A 21,956-nucleotide genomic window follows, 5' to 3' on the forward strand; every position below is an offset into this window, starting at 1 on the left:
AGTTCACAACCCTAGGCACGCTAGCTCTTCGCAGGCCACCATGACGCCTTCCCCAGGAGAAGCAGCGATGCCGGCACGAGAACGGTGCGGACAATGAGAATGTCGAGTAGCAATCCGATGCCCACCACGAAACCGAGCTGCGCCAGGACATACAGGCCGCTGGACATGAGAGCGAACATCGTCATCGCGAACACGATCCCCGCGATGGTGATCACTCCTCCTGTTGAGCCGAGCGCTCGAATGACGCCAATCCGGAGCCCGCCGTCGGGGGATCGGACGCCGCGCAGGGTTCTAGCTGACTCCTCCCGGATCCGAGTGATGACGAGCATGCTGTAATCGGCGCCGACACCCACGAGCACGACGAAGGAGATCGGGACCACCGACCAGTGCAGGGGCATTCCGAGGAGGTGCTGCCAGACGACGACACCGATGCCGATGGTGGCGATGTAGGAGACTACCGCCCACACCATGATGACGAGCGGTGCGACGATGCTGCGCAGCATGGCGATAAGGATGAGCGTGACGGCCGTGAGAGCGATGATTGCGACAAGCCTGAAGTCGCTGTTGATCTCGCCTTCGAGATCTTTGTAGACGGCTGCGAAGCCCGTCGACGTGATTTCTGCGTTCTCCAGCACGGTGTTCTCGGTCGCGGCCCGTGCCGCCGCCCGCATCGCGTCGATCCGGGCGAACGATTCCCGGGTGAGAACATCGCCTTCTGACACCGCGATCATGCGCGCGGTTTTACCGTCGGGAGACAGGAAGAACTGGCTGGCGGTGACAAATCGGGGTTCGTCGAATGCGAAGTCGGGCAGGTAGAACCCGGAGCCGGGTCCGTTGAGTGCGTTGTTACGCATCCCGCCGAGATGCCCCGCCGCGAACTGCAGGCCTTCTGCGAGCTCATTGAGAAGTTCGGGGATCTGCTGAGTGCCGTCCGCGATCTCACGGGCCCCATCAGCTAGTTGTTCTACTCCGTCGGCAAGTTCCCGGACTCCGGCTGTGAGTTCCGCGAGCCGCTCACGTGCGGCGGCGGTTGAGCCTTGCGCGGCGAGGGTGCCCAGGGAGGACTCGAGCTGGTCTGCGATTTGATGCATGCGCGCAGACAGCGCAGTGATTCTGGCTGTGGTCTCGTCGAGGCTTTGTCCGCCCTCGATTGCGGTGCGCAGCGCGCGGGAGGCGTCGCCGCCCGTTACGTCGTCCGCGCTCCGGAGTGCCGCGCGTAACGCTGAGCATTGCAGGTCGCCGCACTCACCCCTTATTGCGGGACCGAAAACGTTGTTGAGCATGTCAGATGAGGCTTTGATGGTGGTTGCGTTCGCGGCAAGGAGCGCCGCGACCTCGCTGAGGGCCTGCGCTGTGGTGTGAATCTCCGAGACCGCCGCACCGAGGTCCATTTCCCCGCCAGATGCTTCGTCGACGGTGACCTCGAGGAGGTCAACAGTGGTAAGGATCTCGTTCGCGAGCCCAGTCACCTCATCGGTGCCGGTGACGAGTTCGGGAATCCGTTGGCGAGCAGTTTCCGCACCTTCGGCGAGTTCTGTTGTGCCCGCCGCGAGTCGGAGCAGGTCTGGCTGGGAGGCAGCGATCCGGTCAGTCGCCTCTCCCAAGCCATCAGCGACAACACCAGCCTGGTAGCCGAGTGATGCTTCGGGGAGCGGCGTTCCGTCGGGCCGCGTTATCGATCGTAAAACGGTGACGCCTTCGACTTGCGAGACGGATTGCGCGATGAGCTCGAGGGCTGCGAGGTCGGCGCTGGTGCGCATATCGTGGTCGCTTCGGACGATCACATAATCGGGGAGCAGTTCATTTTGCGGGAAGTGGTTGTTCGCGAGGTGATAGCCCTGATTGCTTTCCGAGTCCGCTGGCTGTGCGCTGAACTCATCGAAATTCGGTTCGTGCGTGAACGCGACCGCGACGAGCGGGGAAATCACCGCAATAGAGAGGAAGAAGGCTGCCAGCGGGCGACGAACCACGCGGGCGCCGGCCCGGCGCCAGCGGCGTTCTGCTTTGCGTCCGCTGTTCATCAGCGGGTCGGCGCCACCGCGGCGGCCCAGGATTGCGAGCAGCGCGGGGCCGAGTGTCAGCGAGACGAACAGCGATATGAGGATGCCGACGGCAATTGGGGGGCCAGCGGTGCGGAAGATTCCTACCTCAGTGAAGAGCATCGCCATGCAGGCCGCGGCGATGGTGAGGCCCGATGCGATGATGACCGTCGCGATTCCTCCGATGGAATCGGCGATTGACTCGAGCATTGACCGCCCGTTCCGTCGCGATTCGTGGAATCTGCCAATGATGAATACGGCGTAGTCGGTGCCGGCGCCGATGACCATTGCTGTCATTAGCGCAGCCGTGAACATCGACATCTCGAGAATTCCGGCCTGCCCGAGGATCCCCACCAACGGGCGTGCGAGACCGAGTCCGAATCCCAGGATGAACAACGCAAATGCTACTGACATGACGCGCCGGTATGCGAAGAGGAGCGCGGCGCTGATCAGGATCACGCTGACGCCCGTGATTATCAGCATGGCGTGTTCGATTGCCTCAAGCTGGTCGGACGTCGTTGCGACAGGTCCGCTGAACTTCACCTCGAGTCCGTCCGGCTTGTCGATTGACGCGGCGATGTCGCGCACGGCATTGGTCGCCCGCGTGGCCTCAGTGGTGCCGTTGTCGCCGTGGAGAACGGTCATCAGGGTGACTGCGTTGCCGTCGGCGCTGGTGGTGAGCTCGCGTGCTTCGGGTGTGGTCTGGAGGTCAAGGATGTAGGCGACGTGGTCGCGGGAGTCGACAAGGCGCTGCGTCAGCTCGTTGTAATATTCGCGGTCGGCATCTCCGAAGCCGTTCTCGTTCGCCATGACGAAGAAGCCGACGGCTGATGAATCGGGGTTGCCGAAGTCGCGCGACATCTCGGTGATGGCGATGCTCGCCTGGTTGTTCTCTGGAATAAAGGCCGCCGAGTTCTCGGCGATGACCTTCTCGAGTTGCGGGAACAAAACATTCAGTGTCACCAGCGCGACAACCCAGAAACCTGCGACCCACCACGCGTATTTCGCTGCTGCCGCGCCCAAGCGACTGAATGCAGAGCTGACGGTGCTGACCATGGTGTCTCCTGGCTGTGGAAATGGCGACGGGACCGGAAGACTCCCGCCAGGCAGCGCACCCTGAATATGCTGGGCGGCATAGTATGTGAGACAGCATATTCAAGGTATGTCGAAAAGTCGCCGGACGATCGCCCATTCGGTCGAGCCTCACAGTCACTGCACGATGTGACGCATCTCATGCTGGTGTCTCTGACCAGGCAAAATGGCCGTCAATAACAATTGTGCCAATACGCGTTGACAAGATTGAGCCAGTCGAATATGTTCAAACCGTCAACAGAAACCTGTGACGAACACCACTTGTGAGGGGTTGCAATGGCGCACTCCAATGTTCACGCTGTGACGTCGGTCCGGAACTCCGAGGTGCGGCGCGACGACGCTCCGGCCAACGCTGACGAGTTTTCCGGCGACACCAACGCCAGTTATGGGCAGGTCCTTCGGACACTGTCGGACGGGTCGGTCCATCGGCGTTTCGATCCATATCTCGACATCGACTGGGAGTCGCCGGACTTTCAGATCGATCCAGCCGACAAGCGCTGGATATTGCCTCCGGCAGATCCGCTTGGCCGGCATCCTTGGTACCTCGCCCAGTCAGAGGAGAAGCAGATCGCCATTGGGATCTGGCGCCAGGCCAACATGTGCCGGGTCGGTCTCCACTTCGAGCAACTGCTGATCCGGGGCCTGATGCAGTACATGTTCTCCCTGAAGAACGGTGATCCGGAGTTCCGCTACATCACGCACGAAGCCGCTGAAGAGTGCAACCACACTCTGATGTTTCAGGAACTTGTGAACCGCGCTGGTGTTGACGTGCCCGGCATGGGTCCCGTCGACCGCAAGCTCACCCTGGCGATCTGGCCGGCGGTGCGATTCTTCCCTACGTGGTTCTTTACGATGATCATCGGCGGCGAAGAACCGATCGACCACTTGCAGAAAACCGTGCTGCGTTCCGGCGGGCAGGTCCACCCACTTCTTGAGCGGATCATGCAGATCCATATCGCCGAAGAGTCACGCCATATTTCGTTCGCGCACGAGTACTTGCGTCGGCATGTAACTGGCATGGGCACTGTTGGCCGATTCGCGCTCTCGCTGCTGACGCCTCTGACCTTCCGGATCATGGGGGACATGATCGCGGTGCCGCCGGCGGAGTTCCGCAAGACGTTCGGCATTCCGCGCTCGGTGATACGTGAGCTGTACTGGAAGAGCCCTGAATCGCGGGAGACGCTCCAGAACATTTTCGCGGATGTTCGGGCCCTGGCTTGGGATACCGGGCTGATGAACCCGATTGCCCGGCGGTTGTGGAAACTCCTTGCGATTGACGGTCCGATCTCGCGTTACCGCAGCGAGCCCACAGCCGAGCAGGTACGGATCGCGCGGCTGAGCCAGAGCGCGTGAGTCGTCGGAGTGATCCTCGGCACACCGATTGGGTGCAGATTCAGCTGGCTGCGAGGTCGGGAGGGGGTCTTCCGATTTGCACCAACCTTGATTGTGCCAATGGACGTTGACATGATTCTGTTGTCCGCATAGCTTTGAGGCAAGTTCAATGTGGGACAATGTGACCAAGACACCGCGAGGGGTAGCAATGACGCTTTCCATTGATGACGCTGTGAAGACCGGTCGAGACTCTGCTGCCGGAAGCGAAGAAGCTCCGGCAATAAACGACGAGTACACCGATGCTCTGCAGACCCTGTCCGAAGGTTCGGTGCGCAAGCACTTCGACCCTTATGAGGACATTGACTGGGACTCGCCTGAGTTTCGCGTTGACCCCACAGACCGTCGGTGGATTCTCCCGAAGGCTGACCCGCTAGGCCGGCACCCGTGGTACCTGGCGCAGCCAGAGGACAAGCAGATCGAAATCGGCATGTGGCGCCAGGCCAACATCATGCGCGTGGGTATGCACTTCGAGAACGTCCTGATCCGCGGCATCATGCAGTACGTATGGAACCTCGATAACGGTAACCCTGAGTTCCGGTACCTCACCCATGAGGCTGCAGAAGAGTGCAACCACACCCAGATGTTTCAGGAAGGCGTCAACCGGATCGGTGCAGACGTCCCGGGGATGACAGGGCTGCTTCGCAAGCTCGTACCATTCGCTGAGATTGCCGTGAAGTTCTACCCCGAGTGGTTCTTCACCTTCGTTCTCGGTGGCGAGGAGCCTATCGACCACCTGCAGAAGAGCATCCTTCGCGCCGGGGGTGAGATCCACCCCATGCTCGAGCGGGTGATGCAGATCCACGTGGCCGAAGAAGCACGTCACATTTCCTTCGCGCACAAGTACCTCGAGCGCAACGTTCCCCAGGCAAACCTCGTGAAGCGGCACCTGCTGTCCGTGCTATTCCCGGTGACCATGCGCTGGATGTGCGACATCATCATCATTCCGCCGAAGGAGTTCGGCGAGAAGTTCGACATCCCGAAGTCGGTCCTCAAGGAACTGTACTGGGACACCGACGAGTCCAAGGAAACGCTCCGCAATATCTTTGGTGACGTGCGTGCGCTCGCACGCCACTCTGGCCTAATGACTCCGGTCGGCAAGCTTGCCTGGAAGCTCTGCGGGATCGGCGGCCGCGAATCCCGCTTCCGCAGCGAGCCCACAGCAGACCAGACGATCGTCGCGAACCTGACTCGGGCGGCGTGATACCTCATGCCCCACGTCGTCACCCAATCCTGTTGCAGTGACGCGTCGTGTGTCTTCGCCTGCCCGGTCAACTGCATCCATCCCACGCCTGACGCGCCCGACTTTCTTCAGGCTGAGATGCTCTACATCGACCCCGAGGCGTGTGTGGACTGCGGGGCTTGCGCCGAAGCGTGCCCCGTCGACGCGATCGTGCCACACACCAAGCTGTCCAACAGCTACGCCGAGTATGCACAGATCAACGCCGACTTTTATCGTGAGCCGCGCCCACGGACGCCCCTCGCACTCATTCCCGTTTCTGAGGTCATCGCTGATCAGACCGCGAAGCTGCGCGTAGCTGTTGTCGGATCTGGCCCAGCGGCGCTGTACGTCGCGGATGAGCTCCTCAAGCAGCGCGGCGTCCAAGTCAACGTGTTCGAGAAGCTACCCACCCCGCACGGCCTCGTCCGTTATGGCGTGGCACCGGACCACCAGTCCACCAAGAAGGTGACAGGGCTGTTCGGGATGATTGCTGCCCAGGACAACTTCGAGTTCTACCTCGGCGTTGAGGTAGGCAAGGACATCACACCGGAGGAACTGGCGGCGCACCATGACGCCGTCGTCTATGCGTACGGCGCATCCGGCGACCGCCACCTCAACATCCCTGGCGAGGAACTCGAGGGCAGCGTAGCCGCTACTGAATTCGTTGCCTGGTACAACGGCCATCCCGATTACGCCGACCGGAACTTCGACCTGAGCCATGAACGCGCCGTCATCGTGGGCAACGGCAACGTGGCGCTGGACGTCGCACGGATCCTCACTGCCGACCCTGATGAACTTGCGCAGACGGATATCTCTAGACATGCGCTCGAAGCGCTGCGTGAGAGCAGAATTCGCGAAGTCGTCCTACTCGGACGGCGCGGTGCGGCCCAAGCGGCGTATACGCTGCCCGAGTTTCACGGACTCATCCGCAAACACAAAGCCGAGTTTGTCATCGACAAGGACGAACTCGTCCTGGACGAGCAGACAGTTCAGCTGCGCAGTGAGGGCGCGCTCGACCCGCAGATCGAACGGAAAATTGAGCTGGCTGAGGAGATCGCACTGCGGATTCCGGGCGGCGGAAGTGAGCGCCGTATCGTCTTCCGCTACCTCGCATCACCCACCGGAATCCTCGGCGATACCCACGTCACCGGAGTCAGCGTCGTCCACAACAAACTTGTGACGGGTGACGACGGCAAGGTTCGTCCGCAGCCGACAGCAAACGCTGAGGTGATTGACGCGGGCCTGGTTCTTCGGTCAGTCGGCTACCGGGGCAAACCACTCGCGGGGATGCCATTCGACTACGACCGTGCAGTGATCCCGAACGAGGCCGGCCGGGTGCTGAACCGCGCAGGCGGATCACAGCTCCCGGGTGCGTATGTGTGCGGCTGGATCAAGCGAGGGCCATCGGGCTTCATTGGCACCAACAAGTCGTGTGCCAAAGAAACCGTGGACAACCTTGTGGCGGACTTCAACGCGGGCAAGCTGCCAGAGCCGCACCCCAAGGTCAGGGAGATCGGGAAACTGGTTCGGTCGCGCCAGCCCAACGTCATCGACAGCGTCGGCTGGCAGCGAATCGATCAGACGGAACTCCAAGTCGGTGCCGCACAAGGTTCCGTACGGAGAAAGCTGACCAAGCTCGAGGATTTGATTGCCTCAGCACAGGAACCCCCGCGTCACGGACTGAACCGGGTACTGCACCTGGGCCGAAAGTAAAAGCTGACTTTACTACTGTGCGACTGGGATACCGCGGACCGCTTCGTCGGCGGGTGCGAAAATCGCCGTATCGGCGGCGAAGCGGGCAAGTTCATCGATGCTTCCGGGCTGGTACCCACTCCAGTGCTCGGGCTCCGCGAGCGTGTCACGGACATACACGACAGGCAGCTCGTCGTAGCCGAGCGACTGCACCAGGCGGGCTGCATGAGCGTCACGGGTGACGTCATAGAGCTCGTAGTGCACGCCGTACCTGTCGAGAGCCTTCTTGGTTCTGTGGCAGGCAAGGGAGCCTGGTGATGTGTAGACGCCGACATGCATACGCTTCGCCTGACTTCGGAGGTTCACTGTCATTCACAGTTGCGCCAGTGTCATTGTTGCGCGCATCCGCTCCTGATCCTTCTGTGACACGCCGCCGTTTGTAGTAACCGACAACAAAACCGTGCGTGCTTTGTTCAGTTTTAACTGTCGGCGGGCACTTACACAACGTCTGGATAACGATTCTTCAATAATCCACAGAATTGGCTCACGACTCTCTTGAACTCTCTCAGCCGAATCGATTTAATAACCGATTGTTGACATGACCTGGTGTAACGCGCTGACCACGCAAGCAGCCTGTCACCTCACCGAAATCCATCGGTGGAAGTCAACAGATCCAGGCCAGAACGCCGTGTCTTCTTGACTTGCGCAGATGGATCGTGGGTCGTAAGGCTAGAGCGGTGAAAGCGCTTCTGTTCGACGTCCAGGGCACCGCTACCGATTTCTACCGGCCTGTGCTCCGCGCACTGCAGGCAGTAAGCGCCAATAGGTGCCCCGGCACGGACTGGGGTGACTTCGTCAACCGGTGGCGCGCGATGTACTTCGAGGCTGTCGACGACATTCAGCAGTCGCATGACGACTGGGTCAGTGTCCACGCCGTTTACCGCACTGCGCTCGACGAACTCCTGATGGCGGACGGCATCACGGTGTTCAGCGACGATGAGTGCGAGACCCTCGCGGACGCCTGGCAGCAGCTCGAACCCTGGCCCGACGTGGTGGCTGGCGTTCAGCGTCTGAACACTAGGTTTGTCACGGCGACGCTATCGCCGATGTCTCCGCAGTGTTGCGCATATCCCGCAACGGCAACATTCCGTGGACCACGATCTTCGCGGCGGAAATGTTCGGGACTTTCAAACCGAATCCGCAGATCTACCTGGCTGCGGCGCGGTACCTTGGCCTCCCGCCCAAGGAGATCATGATGGTCGCGTCGCACAAGTATGACATCAGAGCAGCGGGAGCGCTTGGCTTCCAGACTGCGTTCATCGCCCGGCCCGAAGAGTATGGACCGACGGTCACAGCGGACACCGCGTTCGAGGCGGAGTTTGATATCAACGCGAAGGATTTCCTCGACCTTGCGGATCAGCTGAAGTGCTGAGACGGACTGCTACGGCGCTTGTTAGCACCTGTGCGCTCCTCGTGGGCGTGTCAGCTTCTGGAGCGGCACAGCCACCTCTAGAGGTCAATGTGGAGGGGTTCGCCTTCCCGGACAACCGCGTCGACGCGCCCGTGAAAGGCCTGCTGCAGGCGCACGATCACCTCTGGTCATACAAGGGTTTCGGTGAAGGCCCTTTCTGCGGCAAAACGTTCGATCAAGAGGGGATCGCCGCCGCGCTCGCTGACTGTGACACGCACCCGCTGGCATTAACCGCCTGGTTCGAGTCACTGATGGAGGGGGAGGAGCCAGCACCGCCGCGCGGGTGGCCGACATTCGACGATTGGCCGGGGCACGAGTGGCCCACACACAGCCAGAGTTACTACAAAGGAGTGGAACGCCTGTGGCGCTCTGGTGTGCGCGTCTTCGTCGACCACATGGTGTCCAACCGGGCGCTGTGCGAGGTCTACCCGCTCCGGCAGAGCACATGCGACGAAATGGCCAGCGTCCGCGCGCAGATAGCGGAGTCACGGGCTTTCGAAGCCTTTCTCGATGTCGAGTATGGCGAGGGGCAAGGCTGGTATCGCATCGTCGGCAGTCCAGCGGAAGCGCGCGAGGTGATCGCGCAGGGCAAGATGGCTGTCGTTCTCGGAGTGGAGATCAGTGAACCCTTCGGATGTTCGATGCTGAACTCTGCGCCGCAATGCGCTGAAGAAACGATCGACCAGGGGCTAGCCGAACTGCACGACCTGGGCGTCCGCTCGATGTTCCTCTGCCACAAGTTCGACAACGCGCTCTGCGGTGTCCGATTCGATGAAGGTCTCACCGGCGTCGCGGTCAACGCAGGCAATGCACTGACGACAGGGGAGTTCTGGCACGCGGAGACGTGTCAAGGTCCGTACCAGGACAACACGGCACTGGGCTTTGACGAACTGGCCCAGGCGCCGCACTGTAATCGCCGGGGCCTCACCGGCCTGGGTGTGCACACGATTTACGCCATGATGGAGCGCGGCATGATCGTTGAACTCGACCACATGAGTGTCAAAGCCGCAGATCACGCGCTGTCGATACTGGAAGCTGAAAGCTACGCCGGCGCTATTTCGTCGCACAACTGGATGGACGGCGCACTGAGTCCCCGCCTGCTGCAGCTCGGCGGCCTCGTCACCGGGATCTCCCGGGAATCGAACCAATTTCTCGACTACTGGCGGGCTGCGCGGGCGGCCGCTCCTGACCCGGACACGTTCGCGTTCGGCTATGGGCTTGACGCGAACGGCCTGAATTCGGGTTTGCCGCGCGCGGGTCAGAGTGCTGAGATCAACTATCCCTTTCGCTCATTTGACGGTAACGCTCTAATCGACCGCCAGATCTGGGGCGAGCGAACCTGGGACTTCAATGAGGACGGTCTGGTCCATGAAGGCCTCGTGCCGGACTGGCTCGAGGCGCTCAGGCTTGATGCTGGCTCCGACGGTCCGCAATTCGTGGCCGACATGTCGCGCGGCGCGGAGGCCTATTTGCGCATGTGGGAAGCCGCTACTGAACGATAGCTCCCGGCTCATGCTCGCGTGCCGCGTGGCGGTGCGCCACGACCAGGATCCCGATCACGACGGCCATCCCCAAGCCTATTAGCCCGAACGTGACCGCCAGATCGCCGCTGGGTGCGAGGAGTTCGCGGCGCTCTTCCTCCCACGGCTGCCACGGCCACAGTGCGCGCAGCGAGCCGAGGAGCAGGCCCGTCATGACCACAAGTGTCAGGTGATGGTAGTGCTCGAGCAGCCACTGCAGAAGCTTGACGAACAGGGATAGGCCGAGGACTGCCCCCAGGGCGAATAGTGCCAAATAGCCGAAGTCGCGGTCATTCACCGCGTTGATCGTCACGGTGTACATGCCGAATGCCAGAAGCATGAAGGAACCCGATACACCGGGCAGGACCAGCGCGCAGATAGCAACAGCAGCGGCCCCGATGATCAGAAGCGGGTTAGGGTCGGAAATCTCCGTGGGGGGCAAGCCGGTGAGGAAGAACGCGGCAGCGGCGGCGGCGAGGGCTACCAGGTAGTTCAGCGCTGTCCACGCGCGGCCGGATCCAGTGAACGGTACCCACAGAGATGCGAGCACCAAACCGAAGAACAATGCGAACGACCGTTGTGGGTACTCCTCAACGAGCGGCGCGACGATCTTCGCGGCGACCACCAGCATGACGGCCATACCGATGAGCACGCCGATGACGAGCTGCCAGTGCACGCGCCGAAACTCCACGAGGGAACGCTGGGTGCCCTGGCCGCGGGGCAGATCGGTTGCCGCGATGCGGATGCCGCTGACGGCATGTCCGGCTGAGGTGATGAGCCGGTCATAAATCCCGGTGATCAGTGCGACGGTGCCACCGCTGACACCGGGGATCACCTCGGCGGTGCCCATCAGGCCGCCGCGTGCCACATTCAACAGGTGGGTGCCCGTACCGTTTGACATGGCGTTAAGGGTAAGGGGCGTGTGGTGGAATCGGTTGGACGTGTGTTGTGGATCCCTTGCGCGATTCCGCTCCGCAGGCAGGTTTACCCTGTCATACCTGTGATTTCGTTTAGTGTGATGTCCGGCTCATCGCTCTGCGGATCAATTTAGAACTGCGTGTTGATAAAACCGGCGAAAAGAATGACGAATCCGCCGATCTCAGCTGCGATCAGCGCGATCATAAAGGGGTGAAGCAGCCCCACGGGATGTGCGAACTGGTTGTCCGTATCCCGCTTCCAGCCGTGAAAGACGTACGAACCGATCGCGGCGACGAAAAAGATGACAACCGCGAGCACGCTGGCCACATTCACTGCCGTTGGCCAGCCGCTGAGCTCGGCAAACGGGGCAAGGAGTAGCGCTGCGAACGCATAGAGCAGGGCGGCCCGGTGCGCGATATCAACGTAGATGTGAGCCTGATGAGTCGGCGATTTCGTGATCTGCACGTACTTCCACACGCCAAGGACAAGAGCCCAGATGAAGATCAATCCGGCTGCCGTCAGGGCGACCCGCGTTTCGAGCGCAAGCTGAGTATCCATCCGGGACATCGTCTCACCAGATAGTCTCGTCTCGTCACGGGACCCGCACCAAGGAGGAACGCACGTTGATCATCGGAACGCCGCTGAGTCAGCGCGCAACACGGGTGATGTTGCTCGGTGCTGGCGAGCTGGGCAAAGAAGTGATCATCGCCTTCCAGCGGCTCGGCGTCGAGGTCATTGCCGTCGACCGCTACGAAAACGCTCCCGGGCACCACGTCGCACACCATGGTCATGTGATCGACATGACGGACCGTGACGCGCTGCTCGCACTTATCGAGCGGGAGCGTCCGGCCTTCATCGTCCCCGAGATCGAGGCGATCGCCACCGACGCGCTCGCTGAGGTGGAGAAGCGTGGCGGCACGGAGGTGATTCCCACTGCGCGCGCAACCCAGCTGACAATGAACCGTGAAGGGATCCGCCGTCTCGCCGCGGAGGAACTTGGGCTGCGGACCTCGCCCTACGCATTCGCCGATTCTGTTGAAGAGCTCGAAGAGGCTGCGGACCGAATCGGGTATCCCTGCGTCATCAAACCTGTGATGTCGTCGTCGGGCAAAGGTCAATCAGTTGCGCACGACGCCGAGACGCTGAAAGTCGCCTGGGAGTACGCGCTCGCCGGTGGCCGGGTCAATCGGAGTCGCGTCATCATCGAGGGTTTCGTCGATTTCGATTACGAGATCACGCAGCTGACTGTCCGTGCCCTCGCAGACGGTGAGATCGAAACGTACTTCTGCGAACCGATCGGTCACAAGCAGGAACGCGGCGACTACATCGAATCCTGGCAGCCACACCCCATGTCGGAGCGAGCGCTCAGCGCGGCCCGTGACATCGCGCAGAAGGTGACAGGCGCCTTGGGCGGCCGGGGGATCTTCGGCGTCGAACTTTTCGTCGCCGGGGACGACGTGTACTTCTCGGAAGTCAGCCCGCGACCGCATGACACTGGCCTGGTCACCATGGCCACCCAGCGCCTCTCAGAATTCGAACTGCACGCTCGCGCGATCCTGGGGCTGCCCGTCGACACGGCGCTGCGCTCCCCGGGTGCATCGGCCGTGATTTACGGGGGAGTAGACGCGAAGCACGTGCGGTTCGAGGGCGTCCCAAAAGCCCTTGCCGTGCCCGGAGTGGACGTGCGGCTTTTCGGGAAGCCAGAGAGTTACGAGTTCCGGCGGATGGGCGTTGCAGTAGCGAGCGCCGAGAACATCGATGTGGCTCGGCAGCGTGCCCGCGACGCTGCGGCGTGCGTCAGAACCATCGTCGACTAATCAGGGGATACCCCGACTCGCTACAGTCGTGGTCCGCCCCAGGTATGACGCGCAGTTCCTCCCGCGGGCCGATTATTTTCGCAGCTCAGCGCCATAATCTGGGAAACATGGAAACGAAAGCGCAGCGTCTGGCACGCATCGAAAAGGCAATGGTTCTCAGCGGAATAGCGGGAGTAGGTGTGTTTGCTCTCGCGGGGTGCTGGGCAGGGTTCGAGCGTCAATCGAAAACCACGGAGTTCACGTTCGAGACGGGCGCCGAAGGAAAAGCTGACAAGGTTCTCCCGCAGTGGGTGCCCGACGACGCCAGCGATATCGACGAAGTCGTCCGAACCACGGGCAACGAACGCATCTTACGACTGAAGGCGTCCGCAGAGGAACTGCCAGAGTGGTGCGAACCCTCTGAACCGCCGGTCTCCTCGGCATCGCTTGAAGCTAGCTGGTGGCCCGCAGACCGAGAATCCGAGAGCACGCTTACCTGCAACGAGTGGTTCGTCTCTGAAGACGCTGACTATCTGTACGGCTTCAAAGAAGAGACCATCGACCAGAACTTCGGAGGATAGGCGCGCCCCGCTACGGTGTTGCCATGAACCTGGTGGGCGAGATCATCATCGCCGTCGTGATCCTCATCGGAATCGCGGGCATCATCGTGCCCGTACTCCCCGGTGTCGTCATCGTCTTCGGCGCCGTCCTCGTGTGGGCGATCTTCGAGGGGACCTCGACTGGCTGGATAGTGTTTCTCATAGCGACTGGCTTCCTGGTCGCCACAGGAATCCTGCAATACACGTGGCCTGGCAAATCGCTGCGGGAAGCCGGGGTTCCGATGCGTTCCATCGTCATCGGGCTGATAGCGGCCGTCATCGGGTTCTTCGTAATCCCGGTCATCGGGCTGTTCATCGGATTCATTGGCGGGACGTTTCTCGCCGAAAGTGCCCGCGTCCGCCGTCCCGAAGCAGCCTGGAACGCCACGGTGCAGGCCACCAAGGCCGTCGTGGTTTCGACGCTTATCCAGTTGCTCGGCGCGCTAGCGGCCGCCGTGACGTGGGCGGTGGGCGCATGGGTGCTATGAACGCCCCTATGAACGCCCCTATGAGCACCTTCCGCCGTACACCCTTAAACCCGGCCACACACCGCCTGCAGTGGGGTCCTGTTCCGCAGAGACGGTCTGTGGTGCCCTAAGCGGATGGTCAGTCGTCAGCGCCGCTCGCGCGCAGCATCTCGTCGCGTTCGACGACTTTGATCCGCTCACGGCCGTGTGGTTCGCCGAGTGAGCGTTCGTGGGCGTCGAGTCGGTACCAGCCGTCCCATGTGGTGTACGGGACTCGCTGCTTGTCCAGGAACGCGACGATCTCGTCTTCCCCAGGGTGCTCGGGTGCGGGCAGGTTCGGGATGTCCTCGATCAGGCACGCGATGGTCTCGTTGGCGTCACCCTTGGTGTGTCCGATGAGCCCGATCGGACCGCGCTTGATCCAGCCGGTGACATAGATCCCGCCGAGATGTTCGCCGTTGTCGCCGATAACACGGCCGGCTTCGTTGGGCACGGTTCCGGCCTGCTCGTCGAACGGCAGTTTCGCGATGTTCTCGGAGAGGTAGCCGACAGCCCGGTACACGGCCTGGACGTCCCAGTCCCTGAACTGTCCGGTGCCACGAACGTTGCCGGTGCCATCGAGCTCGGTTCGCTCAGTGCGCAGGCCGACAACCTTGCCGTCCGCACCGAGGATCTCGGTGGGATTTTCGAAGAAGTGCAGGAAGATCTTGTTTGGCAGGTCCTGCGGATCACGGATCGCGTAGTCCTGAATGATGTTCGCGACTTGGTCGACGATCTTGGACGAACGCCGTGCGATCTCAGATGCCTCGTCGTAGTCGATGTCTTCGGGATCGACAATGACCTCGACGTTTGGGGAGTGCGAAAGCTCTTTGAGTTCCAGCGGAGTGAACTTAGCTTGAGCTGGCCCACGACGGCCGAATACGTGTACCTCGGTGGCCTTGTTCTCTTTCAGGCACTCGTAGACGTTGTGGGGGATCTCGGTCTCGAGGAGCTCGTCAGCGGTCTTCGCGAGCACGCGCGCCACGTCGAGTGCGACGTTGCCGACGCCGAGCACGGCGACCTTGTCGGCGTTGAGCGGCCACTCGCGCGCCACGTCTGGGTGGCCGTCATACCAGGACACGAAGTCAGCGGCACCGTAGGAGCCGTCGAGCTCAATGCCGGGGATGCTGAGTGCGCGATCCGCGTTGGCGCCTGTGGCGAAGATGACTGCATCGTAGAACGAGTGCAGCGTGCCCAGATCCATGTCCGAGCCGTAGTCGACGTTGCCGAACAGGCGCACCTGCGGCTTATCGAGGACCTTGTGGAGCGCGGTGATGATGCCTTTGATCCGCGGGTGGTCGGGGGCGACTCCGTACCGGATCAGGCCGAAAGGCGCCGGCATCCGCTCGAAGATATCGATGGTGACCCCGCGGTCGGACGCGACGTCTGATTTCATCAGGGCATCTGCGGCGTAGATCCCGGCGGGGCCGGATCCGACGATCCCGACACGCAAGGGCCGATTCTGGTCAGTCATCAGAAGCGCTCTACCTCATTCCGAAGCGGACAGTCGACTGATCAGTCTAGAGTAGAACTTCGCGTCGTGGGGCCGCTGGTTAGTGTGCACGCACATGCGGGGAGTGGAAGCCGGGAAAGAATGCCCGCCCTCCTGTGCATCATGTACCGAATGTATGAAACCCTATAGATGTGAGCTATGCAGGTGATTTGAGCCCTGAACAGGCGTGGGAAATTCTGCGCGACAACCCTGAGGCGGTTCTGGTCGACGTCCGCACCCAGGCTGAGTGGAGCTACGTCGGTGTGCCCGATGTCTCATCTTTGGAAAAACGGACGGTCCTCGTGGAGTGGGTGAAATTCCCGTCAGGCGCACGTAACGCCGACTTCCTGAACGAGCTTTCGGCAGCCGGTGTGGGCCCTGAACAGCCGGTGATCTTCCTCTGCCGTTCTGGTCAACGGTCGATCGGCGCGGCTCAGCTCGCGACGTCCGCTGGGCTTGGACCGGCGTACAACATGCTCGACGGATTCGAAGGCGGCCTCGATGAGGAAAGCCACCGCGGCAAGGTGGGCTGGCGTGCGCTTGGCTTTCCGTGGAGGCAGTCATGAGTATGCCGACGCCCCGCGAACTGCCGGAGACAGTCCGGCCTGAAACGATCGCGGTTCGAGGTGGCCTCACGCGCTCGGGGTTCGAGGAGACGGCCGAGGCGATGTACTTGACGTCTGGTTACGTCTACGAGTCCGCCGGCGCGGCTGAACAGGCGTTCATCAATGGCGATCGCTACGTCTACTCGCGGTATGGCAACCCGACGGTCGCGATGTTTCAAGAGCGGCTTCGCCAACTCGATGGCGCAGAGGCGTGCTTCGGCACTGCAAGCGGCATGGCGGCGGTTTTCGTCTCACTAGGTGCGCTGCTGAAGGCGGGCGATCGATTGGTCGCCGGGCGCAGCCTGTTCGGCTCGTGCTTCGTGGTATGCAACGAGATCCTGCCGCGCTGGGGTATTGAGACGGAGTTCGTCGACGGCGAAGACCTCGAGCAGTGGGAGCGCGCCCTGTCGAAGCCTGCGGACGCAGTGTTCTTCGAGACGCCCGCTAATCCGATGCAGACCCTGGTGGACGTCCGTCGTGTCACCGAGATGGCGCACGCTGCCGGGGCGAAGGTCGTGCTCGACAATGTTTTCGCGACGCCGCTGCTGCAGCGCGGCTTCGATCTTGGTGCCGATATCGTCGTCTACTCCGGCACGAAGCACATCGACGGCCAGGGCCGGGTGCTCGGCGGGGCAGTCCTGGGGCCGAAGGACTACATCGACGGTCCTGTCCAAACGCTGATGCGGCACACGGGACCCGCGCTCAGTCCTTTCAATGCCTGGGTGATGTTAAAGGGACTCGAGACGCTGGGTATTCGTGTCCAGCAGCAAACCGAATCAGCGCTGAAGATCGCGCGATTCCTGGACGACCATCACGCGACTCGCTGGGTCCGCTACCCGTATCTCGAATCCCATCCGCAGTACGAGCTGGCAAAAAGCCAGATGCTGGGCGGCGGTACCGTGGTGACGTTCGAGTTAGACGCACCGGACGGTAAAGCCCGTGCTTTCGAGGTGCTGGACAAGCTGAAAATCGTCGATATCTCCAACAATCTCGGAGACTCCAAGACGCTCATCACGCATCCCGCGACGACGACGCACCGCGCAATGGGACCGGAGGGCCGCGCGGCGATTGGTGTCACGGACGGGGTGGTGCGGATTTCAGTGGGGCTCGAGCACACGGATGATTTGCTCGACGATCTCGAGCAGGCACTTAAGTAACTTCGGATGGGCAGAAGACATGTAGTTGGTGACGTATTCGTGTACCAACTACATGCCTTTGGGTCGTTTGAACACCGGAGCCCCGTAGTAGCGTGGAATCGTGCTGAAAATTGGTTACAAGGCTTCCGCCGAACAGTTCGCGCCCAGAGACCTCGTTGAATTCGGTGTGTATGCCGAGCGGTGCGGCATGGATTCCGTCACCGTCAGCGATCACTTTCAGCCGTGGCGGCACACGGGCGGTCACGCGCCGTTTTCCCTGGCCTGGATGACGGCGGTTGGTGAACGGACCGAGCGAGTGCTCATCGGAACCTCCGTCATGACACCCACGTTTCGCTACAACCCAGCCGTTATCGCGCAAGCATTCGCCACGATGGGGGTGCTCTACCCGGGACGCATCATGCTGGGTGTGGGGACCGGTGAGGCGCTGAACGAGATTGCGACCGGGTACAACGTCACTGATGAACAGCCGTGGCCGGAGTTCAAAGAGCGTTTCGCGCGGCTGCGCGAGTCGATCAGGCTGATGCGTCAGCTCTGGACCGAAGACAATGTGACGTTCGACGGCGACTACTACCACACTGTTGATGCCACGATTTATGACCGGCCGGAAAGCCCCATACCCGTGTACGTCGCGGCGGGCGGACCTGTGGTCGCAAAGTATGCAGGCCGGGCCGGCAATGGTTTCATCTGCACCTCAGGCAAGGGCATGGAGCTCTACACCGACAAGCTGATCCCTGCGGTAGCTGAGGGCGCCAAGGCAGCAGACCGGAATCCAGCCGACGTCGACAAGATGATCGAGATCAAGCTGTCGTATGACACCGACTACGATAAGGCGCTCGAGAACACCCGGTTCTGGGCACCACTCAGTCTGACGCCGGAGCAGAAGCACTCTGTTTCCAGTTCAGCAGAGATGGAGCGACTAGCGGACGAACTTCCACTTGAGCAGGTCGCCAAGCGATGGATCGTCTCCGCGGATCCCGATGAAGCGGTCAAACAGATCGCACAATACGTCGACGCGGGGCTGAATCACCTTGTTTTCCATGCGCCAGGGCACGATCAAAAACGCTTCCTCGAACTGTTCGAGCGTGACTTGGCGCCAAGACTGCGTGAACTCACGCAGAGCTGAGCGGCGATTTCTGGCCTTGTTGGGCGCAACGTCAGGAATGCCGTAAGAATAGGGGCCATGCCGTCGAGTGTTTATATCGCTGCGCCATCAGGTGACACCGGAAAGTCCACGATCGCGCTGGGAGTCCTGCACTTCCTAGGGCTCACCGCAGCCCGCGTGGGCGTCTTCCGGCCCCTCGCCCGGTCGAACGACGAGAGCGACTACATCCTCGAGATGCTGCTCGAACATACGACGGCTGACGTCTCCTACGACCAGTGCATCGGTGTCACCTACAGCGATGTTCACCGCGACCCAGAGGGCGCACTCTCGGAGATCGTCCGCCGTTATCACCTGCTGGCGGAGCATTGTGACGCAGTGGTGGTCGTCGGGTCGGACTACACAGACGTTGTCAGCCCCACCGAGCTGACTTTCAACGCGCGAGTCGCCGTCAACCTCGGCGCGCCTGTGCTCCTCGCGCTGAGCGGCAGTGGACGCGACCCGGAGACAATCAAACAGGCCGCTGACCTTTGTCTTTCTGAACTGCGATCAGTAAAGGCACACGCCGTAGCGATCGTCGCGAACCGGTGTGATCCGGAGAAGCTCAACGAGGTGGAAGCGGCTCTCGACGAAACAGGTGTGGCGGCGTGGGCACTGCCCGAAGTGCCACTAATGGTGTCGCCCACTATGCAGGAATTGCTCGATGCGCTCAAAGGGGACTTGTATTCCGGTGACCCCGAGTTGCTGCAGCGCGAGGCGACCTCAGTTCTGGTCGGCGCGATGACGGCCGAGCACCTTCTTGAGCGACTGAAGGAAGGCGCCGCGGTGATCGCCCCCGCGGACCGGTCCGACGTTCTGCTCGCGCTGGTCATGGCGCATGAGGCGGAAGGTTTCCCGTCGCTCGCAGGCATCATCTTCAACGGTGGCCTGCTGCCGCACAAGAGCATCGAAAAACTCGTCGAGGGGCTGAAACCCAAACTGCCGATCATCACGTCCGAGTACGGCACGTTCCAGACCGCCAGCATCGCAGCAGAAACACGGGGCCGTGTCGGTGTCGGGTCGCAGCGGAAGGTTGATACCGCGATCGGGCTTATGGAGAAGCACGTTGATGCGCCTCGCCTGATTGAACAATTGAAACTGGAAATGCCCTCGGTGATGACACCGCAGATGTTCGAGTACCAGCTGATCGACCGGGCCCGGGCAGACCGCAAGCACATTGTTCTGCCCGAAGCGACAGACGACCGGATCCTGCGCGCGGCAAGCCGGCTCCTGCAGCGTGAAGTGGCGAATTTGACCCTGCTTGGTGACGAGGGCCCGGTCCGCAGGCGCGCGGCGGAGCTTGGCCTCGACCTCGATGCCGCGGATGTCATCAACCCGGCGACTTCGGAGCTTCTCGAAAAGTTCGCTGCGGAATACACGCGGGTGCGCAAACATCGCGGCATGACGCATGAGCGTGCCCTCGAGCTCATGGTCGATGTGGCCTACTTTGGCACGATGATGGTCCATATGGACATCGCGGACGGCATGGTCTCCGGTGCCGTACACACCACCGCGCACACTATCCGGCCTGCTTTCGAAGTCATCAAAACACTCCCGAACTGTTCGACGGTGTCGAGCATTTTCCTCATGTGTCTGGCCGACAAGGTGCTCGCCTATGGGGACTGCGCTGTAGTTCCGATGCCCGACGCAGGGCAGCTCGCTGACATCGCGATTTCGTCCGCTGAGACCGCCGCCCAGTTCGGGGTGGACCCCAAGGTGGCGATGCTGTCGTACTCGACGGGTGACTCCGGTTCCGGTGCGGACGTCGACAAAGTGCGTGAAGCGACGAAGCTCGTCCGGGAACGCCGCCCGGACCTTCTCGTGGACGGCCCCATCCAGTACGACGCGGCTGTGGAACCTTCGGTGGCGAAATCGAAAATGCCTGATTCACCGGTCGCCGGGCAGGCAACCGTCCTCGTTTTCCCCGACCTGAACACGGGCAACAACACGTATAAGGCGGTGCAGCGCAGTGCTGGCGCTGTCGCTATCGGCCCCGTCCTGCAGGGCCTGAACAAGCCAGTGAATGATCTTTCACGCGGCGCACTGGTGCAGGACATCGTCAACACGGTCGCGATTACCGCTATCCAGGCGCAAGCGATTCAGGCACAGAAGTAAGGCGGCACCTGGTGGCTGTTCTCGTTATCAATTCGGGCTCATCCTCGATCAAATACCAGCTCGTTGAACCGGAAGCGGGTGACGTGCTGGCGTCAGGGCTCGTTGAGCGCATCGGTGAGGCTGAGGGGCGCATCACGCATAGTGATCGAGTGGGTGAATCCGAGTCGACGGAGCCGATCGCGGATCACCGCGCGGGACTGCAACTGGCGTTTGACATGTTCAGCCGCGATGGCGCTGCCCTTGCAGAGTTCGGCGTTAGTGCGGTTGGGCACCGAGTAGTCCATGGCGGCAAGGTGTTCTCCAAGCCCACGCTGGTCACTGACGACGTGATCACCGAGGTTGACAAACTGTCATCGCTCGCGCCTCTGCACAATCCACCGAATCTGCTTGGTATCGAGGTGGCGCGTGCCCTGCTGCCGGATGTCCCGCATGTGGCGGTGTTCGATACCGCGTTCTTCCGGACGTTGCCCAGGGCGGCGAACACCTACGCGATCGATGCGAAGCTCGCCGAAGAGCATGGGGTTCAGCGGTACGGCTTCCACGGCACATCACACCACTACGTGTCGGAGCAGGTCGCGGAGTTCCTTGGGCGGCCTCTGTCCGACGTGAACCAGATAATCCTGCATCTCGGCAACGGGGCGTCGGCATCCGCGGTGCAAGGTGGCGTTGCGATCGACACCTCGATGGGGCTGACACCTCTGGAGGGGCTGGTGATGGGAACCCGATCGGGTGATATCGACCCGGGGATTCTGCTGCACTTGCGCCGATCTGCGGGGATGACTGTGGGTGATCTCGATGAGCTCCTCAATCGGCGGTCTGGACTGAGGGGGCTCTGTGGGGTCAACGACTTCCGTGAACTGAGCGAACTCGTTTCGGCAGGCGATCAATCCGCCACCCTCGCCTATGAGGTGTATGTGCACCGTCTGCGCAAATATGTCGGTGCGTACATGGTGGCGCTGGGCCGTCTTGACGTCATCACTTTCACCGCCGGGGTGGGGGAGAACGCCCCGCATGTGCGGGCCGACGCTCTTGCTGACCTCGAGGAGTTGGGCATAGTCGTCGACCCCGAATCGAACCAGCGCCGTGACAAGGGACCTCGGATCATCTCAGCACCGGACAGCAAGGTGACGGTGCTCGTCGTCCCGACGAACGAAGAACTCGCCATCGCGCGCGCTGCGGCGGCGCTGGCGAACGACCTTTGACGA

Annotated in this window: 17 protein-coding genes and 1 pseudogene; 13 read left to right on the forward strand and 5 right to left on the reverse strand. The window is 61.6% G+C overall.

The window, feature by feature from the left end; translation table 11 throughout:
* Positions 1-20 precede the first annotated feature (20 nt).
* Positions 21-3,095 (reverse strand): MMPL/RND family transporter, encoded by a 3,075-nt coding sequence (locus AS9A_RS02505; RefSeq protein ID WP_013805318.1) that lies wholly within the window; start codon positions 3,093-3,095, stop codon positions 21-23.
* Between the two features lie 312 nt (positions 3,096-3,407).
* Between AS9A_RS02505 and AS9A_RS02510 the strand changes: the two genes are divergently transcribed.
* From AS9A_RS02510 to AS9A_RS02520, 3 genes are all read left to right on the forward strand, one after another.
* Entirely contained in the window at positions 3,408-4,484 is a 1,077-nt protein-coding gene (locus AS9A_RS02510) for an AurF N-oxygenase family protein (RefSeq protein ID WP_013805319.1), read from the forward strand.
* Positions 4,485-4,671: 187 nt separating this feature from the next.
* Positions 4,672-5,724: an AurF N-oxygenase family protein gene (locus AS9A_RS02515; RefSeq protein ID WP_041450803.1), complete on the forward strand. Its 1,053-nt coding sequence runs from the start codon at positions 4,672-4,674 to the stop codon at positions 5,722-5,724.
* Between the two features lie 6 nt (positions 5,725-5,730).
* Entirely contained in the window at positions 5,731-7,455 is a 1,725-nt protein-coding gene (locus AS9A_RS02520) for an FAD-dependent oxidoreductase (RefSeq protein WP_013805322.1), read from the forward strand.
* Positions 7,456-7,467: 12 nt separating this feature from the next.
* Here the strand turns inward: AS9A_RS02520 and AS9A_RS02525 are convergent, their stop codons facing one another.
* Complete coding sequence (locus AS9A_RS02525; protein WP_237707866.1) at positions 7,468-7,800, reverse strand: glutaredoxin family protein; 333 nt, start codon at positions 7,798-7,800, stop codon at positions 7,468-7,470.
* A 350-nt stretch (positions 7,801-8,150) separates the two neighbouring features.
* On the opposite strand from AS9A_RS02525, the pseudogene AS9A_RS02530 reads away from it, so the two are divergent.
* Together AS9A_RS02530 and AS9A_RS02535 are read left to right on the forward strand one after the other, a co-directional pair.
* A pseudogene (locus tag AS9A_RS02530) lies at positions 8,151-8,866 on the forward strand (haloacid dehalogenase type II).
* A gap of 47 nt (positions 8,867-8,913) precedes the next feature.
* Entirely contained in the window at positions 8,914-10,407 is a 1,494-nt protein-coding gene (locus AS9A_RS02535) for an amidohydrolase family protein (RefSeq protein ID WP_202798184.1), read from the forward strand.
* Here AS9A_RS02535 and AS9A_RS02540 read toward each other — a convergent pair.
* Together AS9A_RS02540 and AS9A_RS02545 are read right to left on the reverse strand one after the other, a co-directional pair.
* The gene (locus AS9A_RS02540; RefSeq protein WP_041450804.1) at positions 10,394-11,326 is read right to left on the reverse strand and encodes a DUF368 domain-containing protein; all 933 of its coding nucleotides are present in this window, start codon (positions 11,324-11,326) and stop codon (positions 10,394-10,396) included. The genes AS9A_RS02535 and AS9A_RS02540 overlap by 14 nt on opposite strands.
* 146 nt (positions 11,327-11,472) lie before the next feature.
* Positions 11,473-11,901 (reverse strand): hypothetical protein, encoded by a 429-nt coding sequence (locus AS9A_RS02545; RefSeq protein WP_013805326.1) that lies wholly within the window; start codon positions 11,899-11,901, stop codon positions 11,473-11,475.
* 65 nt (positions 11,902-11,966) lie between these two features.
* Between AS9A_RS02545 and purT the strand changes: the two genes are divergently transcribed.
* From purT to AS9A_RS02560, 3 genes are all read left to right on the forward strand, one after another.
* Positions 11,967-13,160 carry a formate-dependent phosphoribosylglycinamide formyltransferase gene (purT, locus tag AS9A_RS02550; protein WP_013805327.1) on the forward strand — a complete coding sequence of 398 codons (1,194 nt, stop codon included), beginning with the start codon at positions 11,967-11,969 and terminating at the stop codon, positions 13,158-13,160.
* A gap of 107 nt (positions 13,161-13,267) precedes the next feature.
* Positions 13,268-13,720, forward strand: a complete 453-nt coding sequence (locus AS9A_RS02555) for a hypothetical protein (RefSeq protein ID WP_013805328.1) — start codon at positions 13,268-13,270, stop codon at positions 13,718-13,720.
* Positions 13,721-13,743: 23 nt separating this feature from the next.
* Positions 13,744-14,226, forward strand: a complete 483-nt coding sequence (locus AS9A_RS02560; protein WP_013805329.1) for a DUF456 domain-containing protein — start codon at positions 13,744-13,746, stop codon at positions 14,224-14,226.
* Between the two features lie 118 nt (positions 14,227-14,344).
* Here the strand turns inward: AS9A_RS02560 and AS9A_RS02565 are convergent, their stop codons facing one another.
* On the reverse strand, positions 14,345-15,718 hold the full coding sequence (locus AS9A_RS02565; RefSeq protein ID WP_013805330.1) for an FAD-dependent oxidoreductase: 1,374 nt from the start codon (positions 15,716-15,718) through the stop codon (positions 14,345-14,347).
* Between the two features lie 170 nt (positions 15,719-15,888).
* Between AS9A_RS02565 and AS9A_RS02570 the strand changes: the two genes are divergently transcribed.
* From AS9A_RS02570 to AS9A_RS02590, 5 genes are all read left to right on the forward strand, one after another.
* The gene (locus AS9A_RS02570; RefSeq protein ID WP_013805331.1) at positions 15,889-16,302 is read left to right on the forward strand and encodes a rhodanese-like domain-containing protein; all 414 of its coding nucleotides are present in this window, start codon (positions 15,889-15,891) and stop codon (positions 16,300-16,302) included.
* A 2-nt stretch (positions 16,303-16,304) separates the two neighbouring features.
* The gene (locus AS9A_RS02575; RefSeq protein ID WP_013805332.1) at positions 16,305-17,498 is read left to right on the forward strand and encodes an O-succinylhomoserine sulfhydrylase; all 1,194 of its coding nucleotides are present in this window, start codon (positions 16,305-16,307) and stop codon (positions 17,496-17,498) included.
* Between the two features lie 100 nt (positions 17,499-17,598).
* The gene (fgd, locus tag AS9A_RS02580) at positions 17,599-18,621 is read left to right on the forward strand and encodes a glucose-6-phosphate dehydrogenase (coenzyme-F420) (RefSeq protein ID WP_013805333.1); all 1,023 of its coding nucleotides are present in this window, start codon (positions 17,599-17,601) and stop codon (positions 18,619-18,621) included.
* 57 nt (positions 18,622-18,678) lie between these two features.
* Positions 18,679-20,751, forward strand: coding sequence for a phosphate acetyltransferase (gene pta, locus AS9A_RS02585; protein WP_013805334.1), 2,073 nt, complete (start codon positions 18,679-18,681; stop codon positions 20,749-20,751).
* Positions 20,752-20,762: 11 nt separating this feature from the next.
* Positions 20,763-21,953, forward strand: a complete 1,191-nt coding sequence (locus AS9A_RS02590) for an acetate kinase (RefSeq protein ID WP_013805335.1) — start codon at positions 20,763-20,765, stop codon at positions 21,951-21,953.
* The last annotated feature ends 3 nt before the right edge of the window (positions 21,954-21,956 follow it).

Origin of the sequence: Hoyosella subflava DQS3-9A1 (assembly GCF_000214175.1) — a bacterium.
Lineage (GTDB): Bacteria > Actinomycetota > Actinomycetes > Mycobacteriales > Mycobacteriaceae > Hoyosella > Hoyosella subflava.

Bases quoted from the DNA above. Each gene is read 5' to 3' on its own strand.
- AS9A_RS02575 (WP_013805332.1), top strand. From the start codon at position 16,305: ATGCCGACGCCCCGCGAACTGCCGGAGACAGTCCGGCCTGAAACGATC.
- AS9A_RS02545 (WP_013805326.1), bottom strand. From the start codon at position 11,901: ATGGATACTCAGCTTGCGCTCGAAACGCGGGTCGCCCTGACGGCAGCC.
- AS9A_RS02505 (WP_013805318.1), bottom strand. From the start codon at position 3,095: ATGGTCAGCACCGTCAGCTCTGCATTCAGTCGCTTGGGCGCGGCAGCA.
- pta (WP_013805334.1), top strand. From the start codon at position 18,679: ATGCCGTCGAGTGTTTATATCGCTGCGCCATCAGGTGACACCGGAAAG.
- AS9A_RS02565 (WP_013805330.1), bottom strand. From the start codon at position 15,718: ATGACTGACCAGAATCGGCCCTTGCGTGTCGGGATCGTCGGATCCGGC.
- AS9A_RS02520 (WP_013805322.1), top strand. From the start codon at position 5,731: ATGCCCCACGTCGTCACCCAATCCTGTTGCAGTGACGCGTCGTGTGTC.
- AS9A_RS02560 (WP_013805329.1), top strand. From the start codon at position 13,744: ATGAACCTGGTGGGCGAGATCATCATCGCCGTCGTGATCCTCATCGGA.
- AS9A_RS02540 (WP_041450804.1), bottom strand. From the start codon at position 11,326: ATGTCAAACGGTACGGGCACCCACCTGTTGAATGTGGCACGCGGCGGC.
- AS9A_RS02510 (WP_013805319.1), top strand. From the start codon at position 3,408: ATGGCGCACTCCAATGTTCACGCTGTGACGTCGGTCCGGAACTCCGAG.
- AS9A_RS02555 (WP_013805328.1), top strand. From the start codon at position 13,268: ATGGAAACGAAAGCGCAGCGTCTGGCACGCATCGAAAAGGCAATGGTT.
- AS9A_RS02515 (WP_041450803.1), top strand. From the start codon at position 4,672: ATGACGCTTTCCATTGATGACGCTGTGAAGACCGGTCGAGACTCTGCT.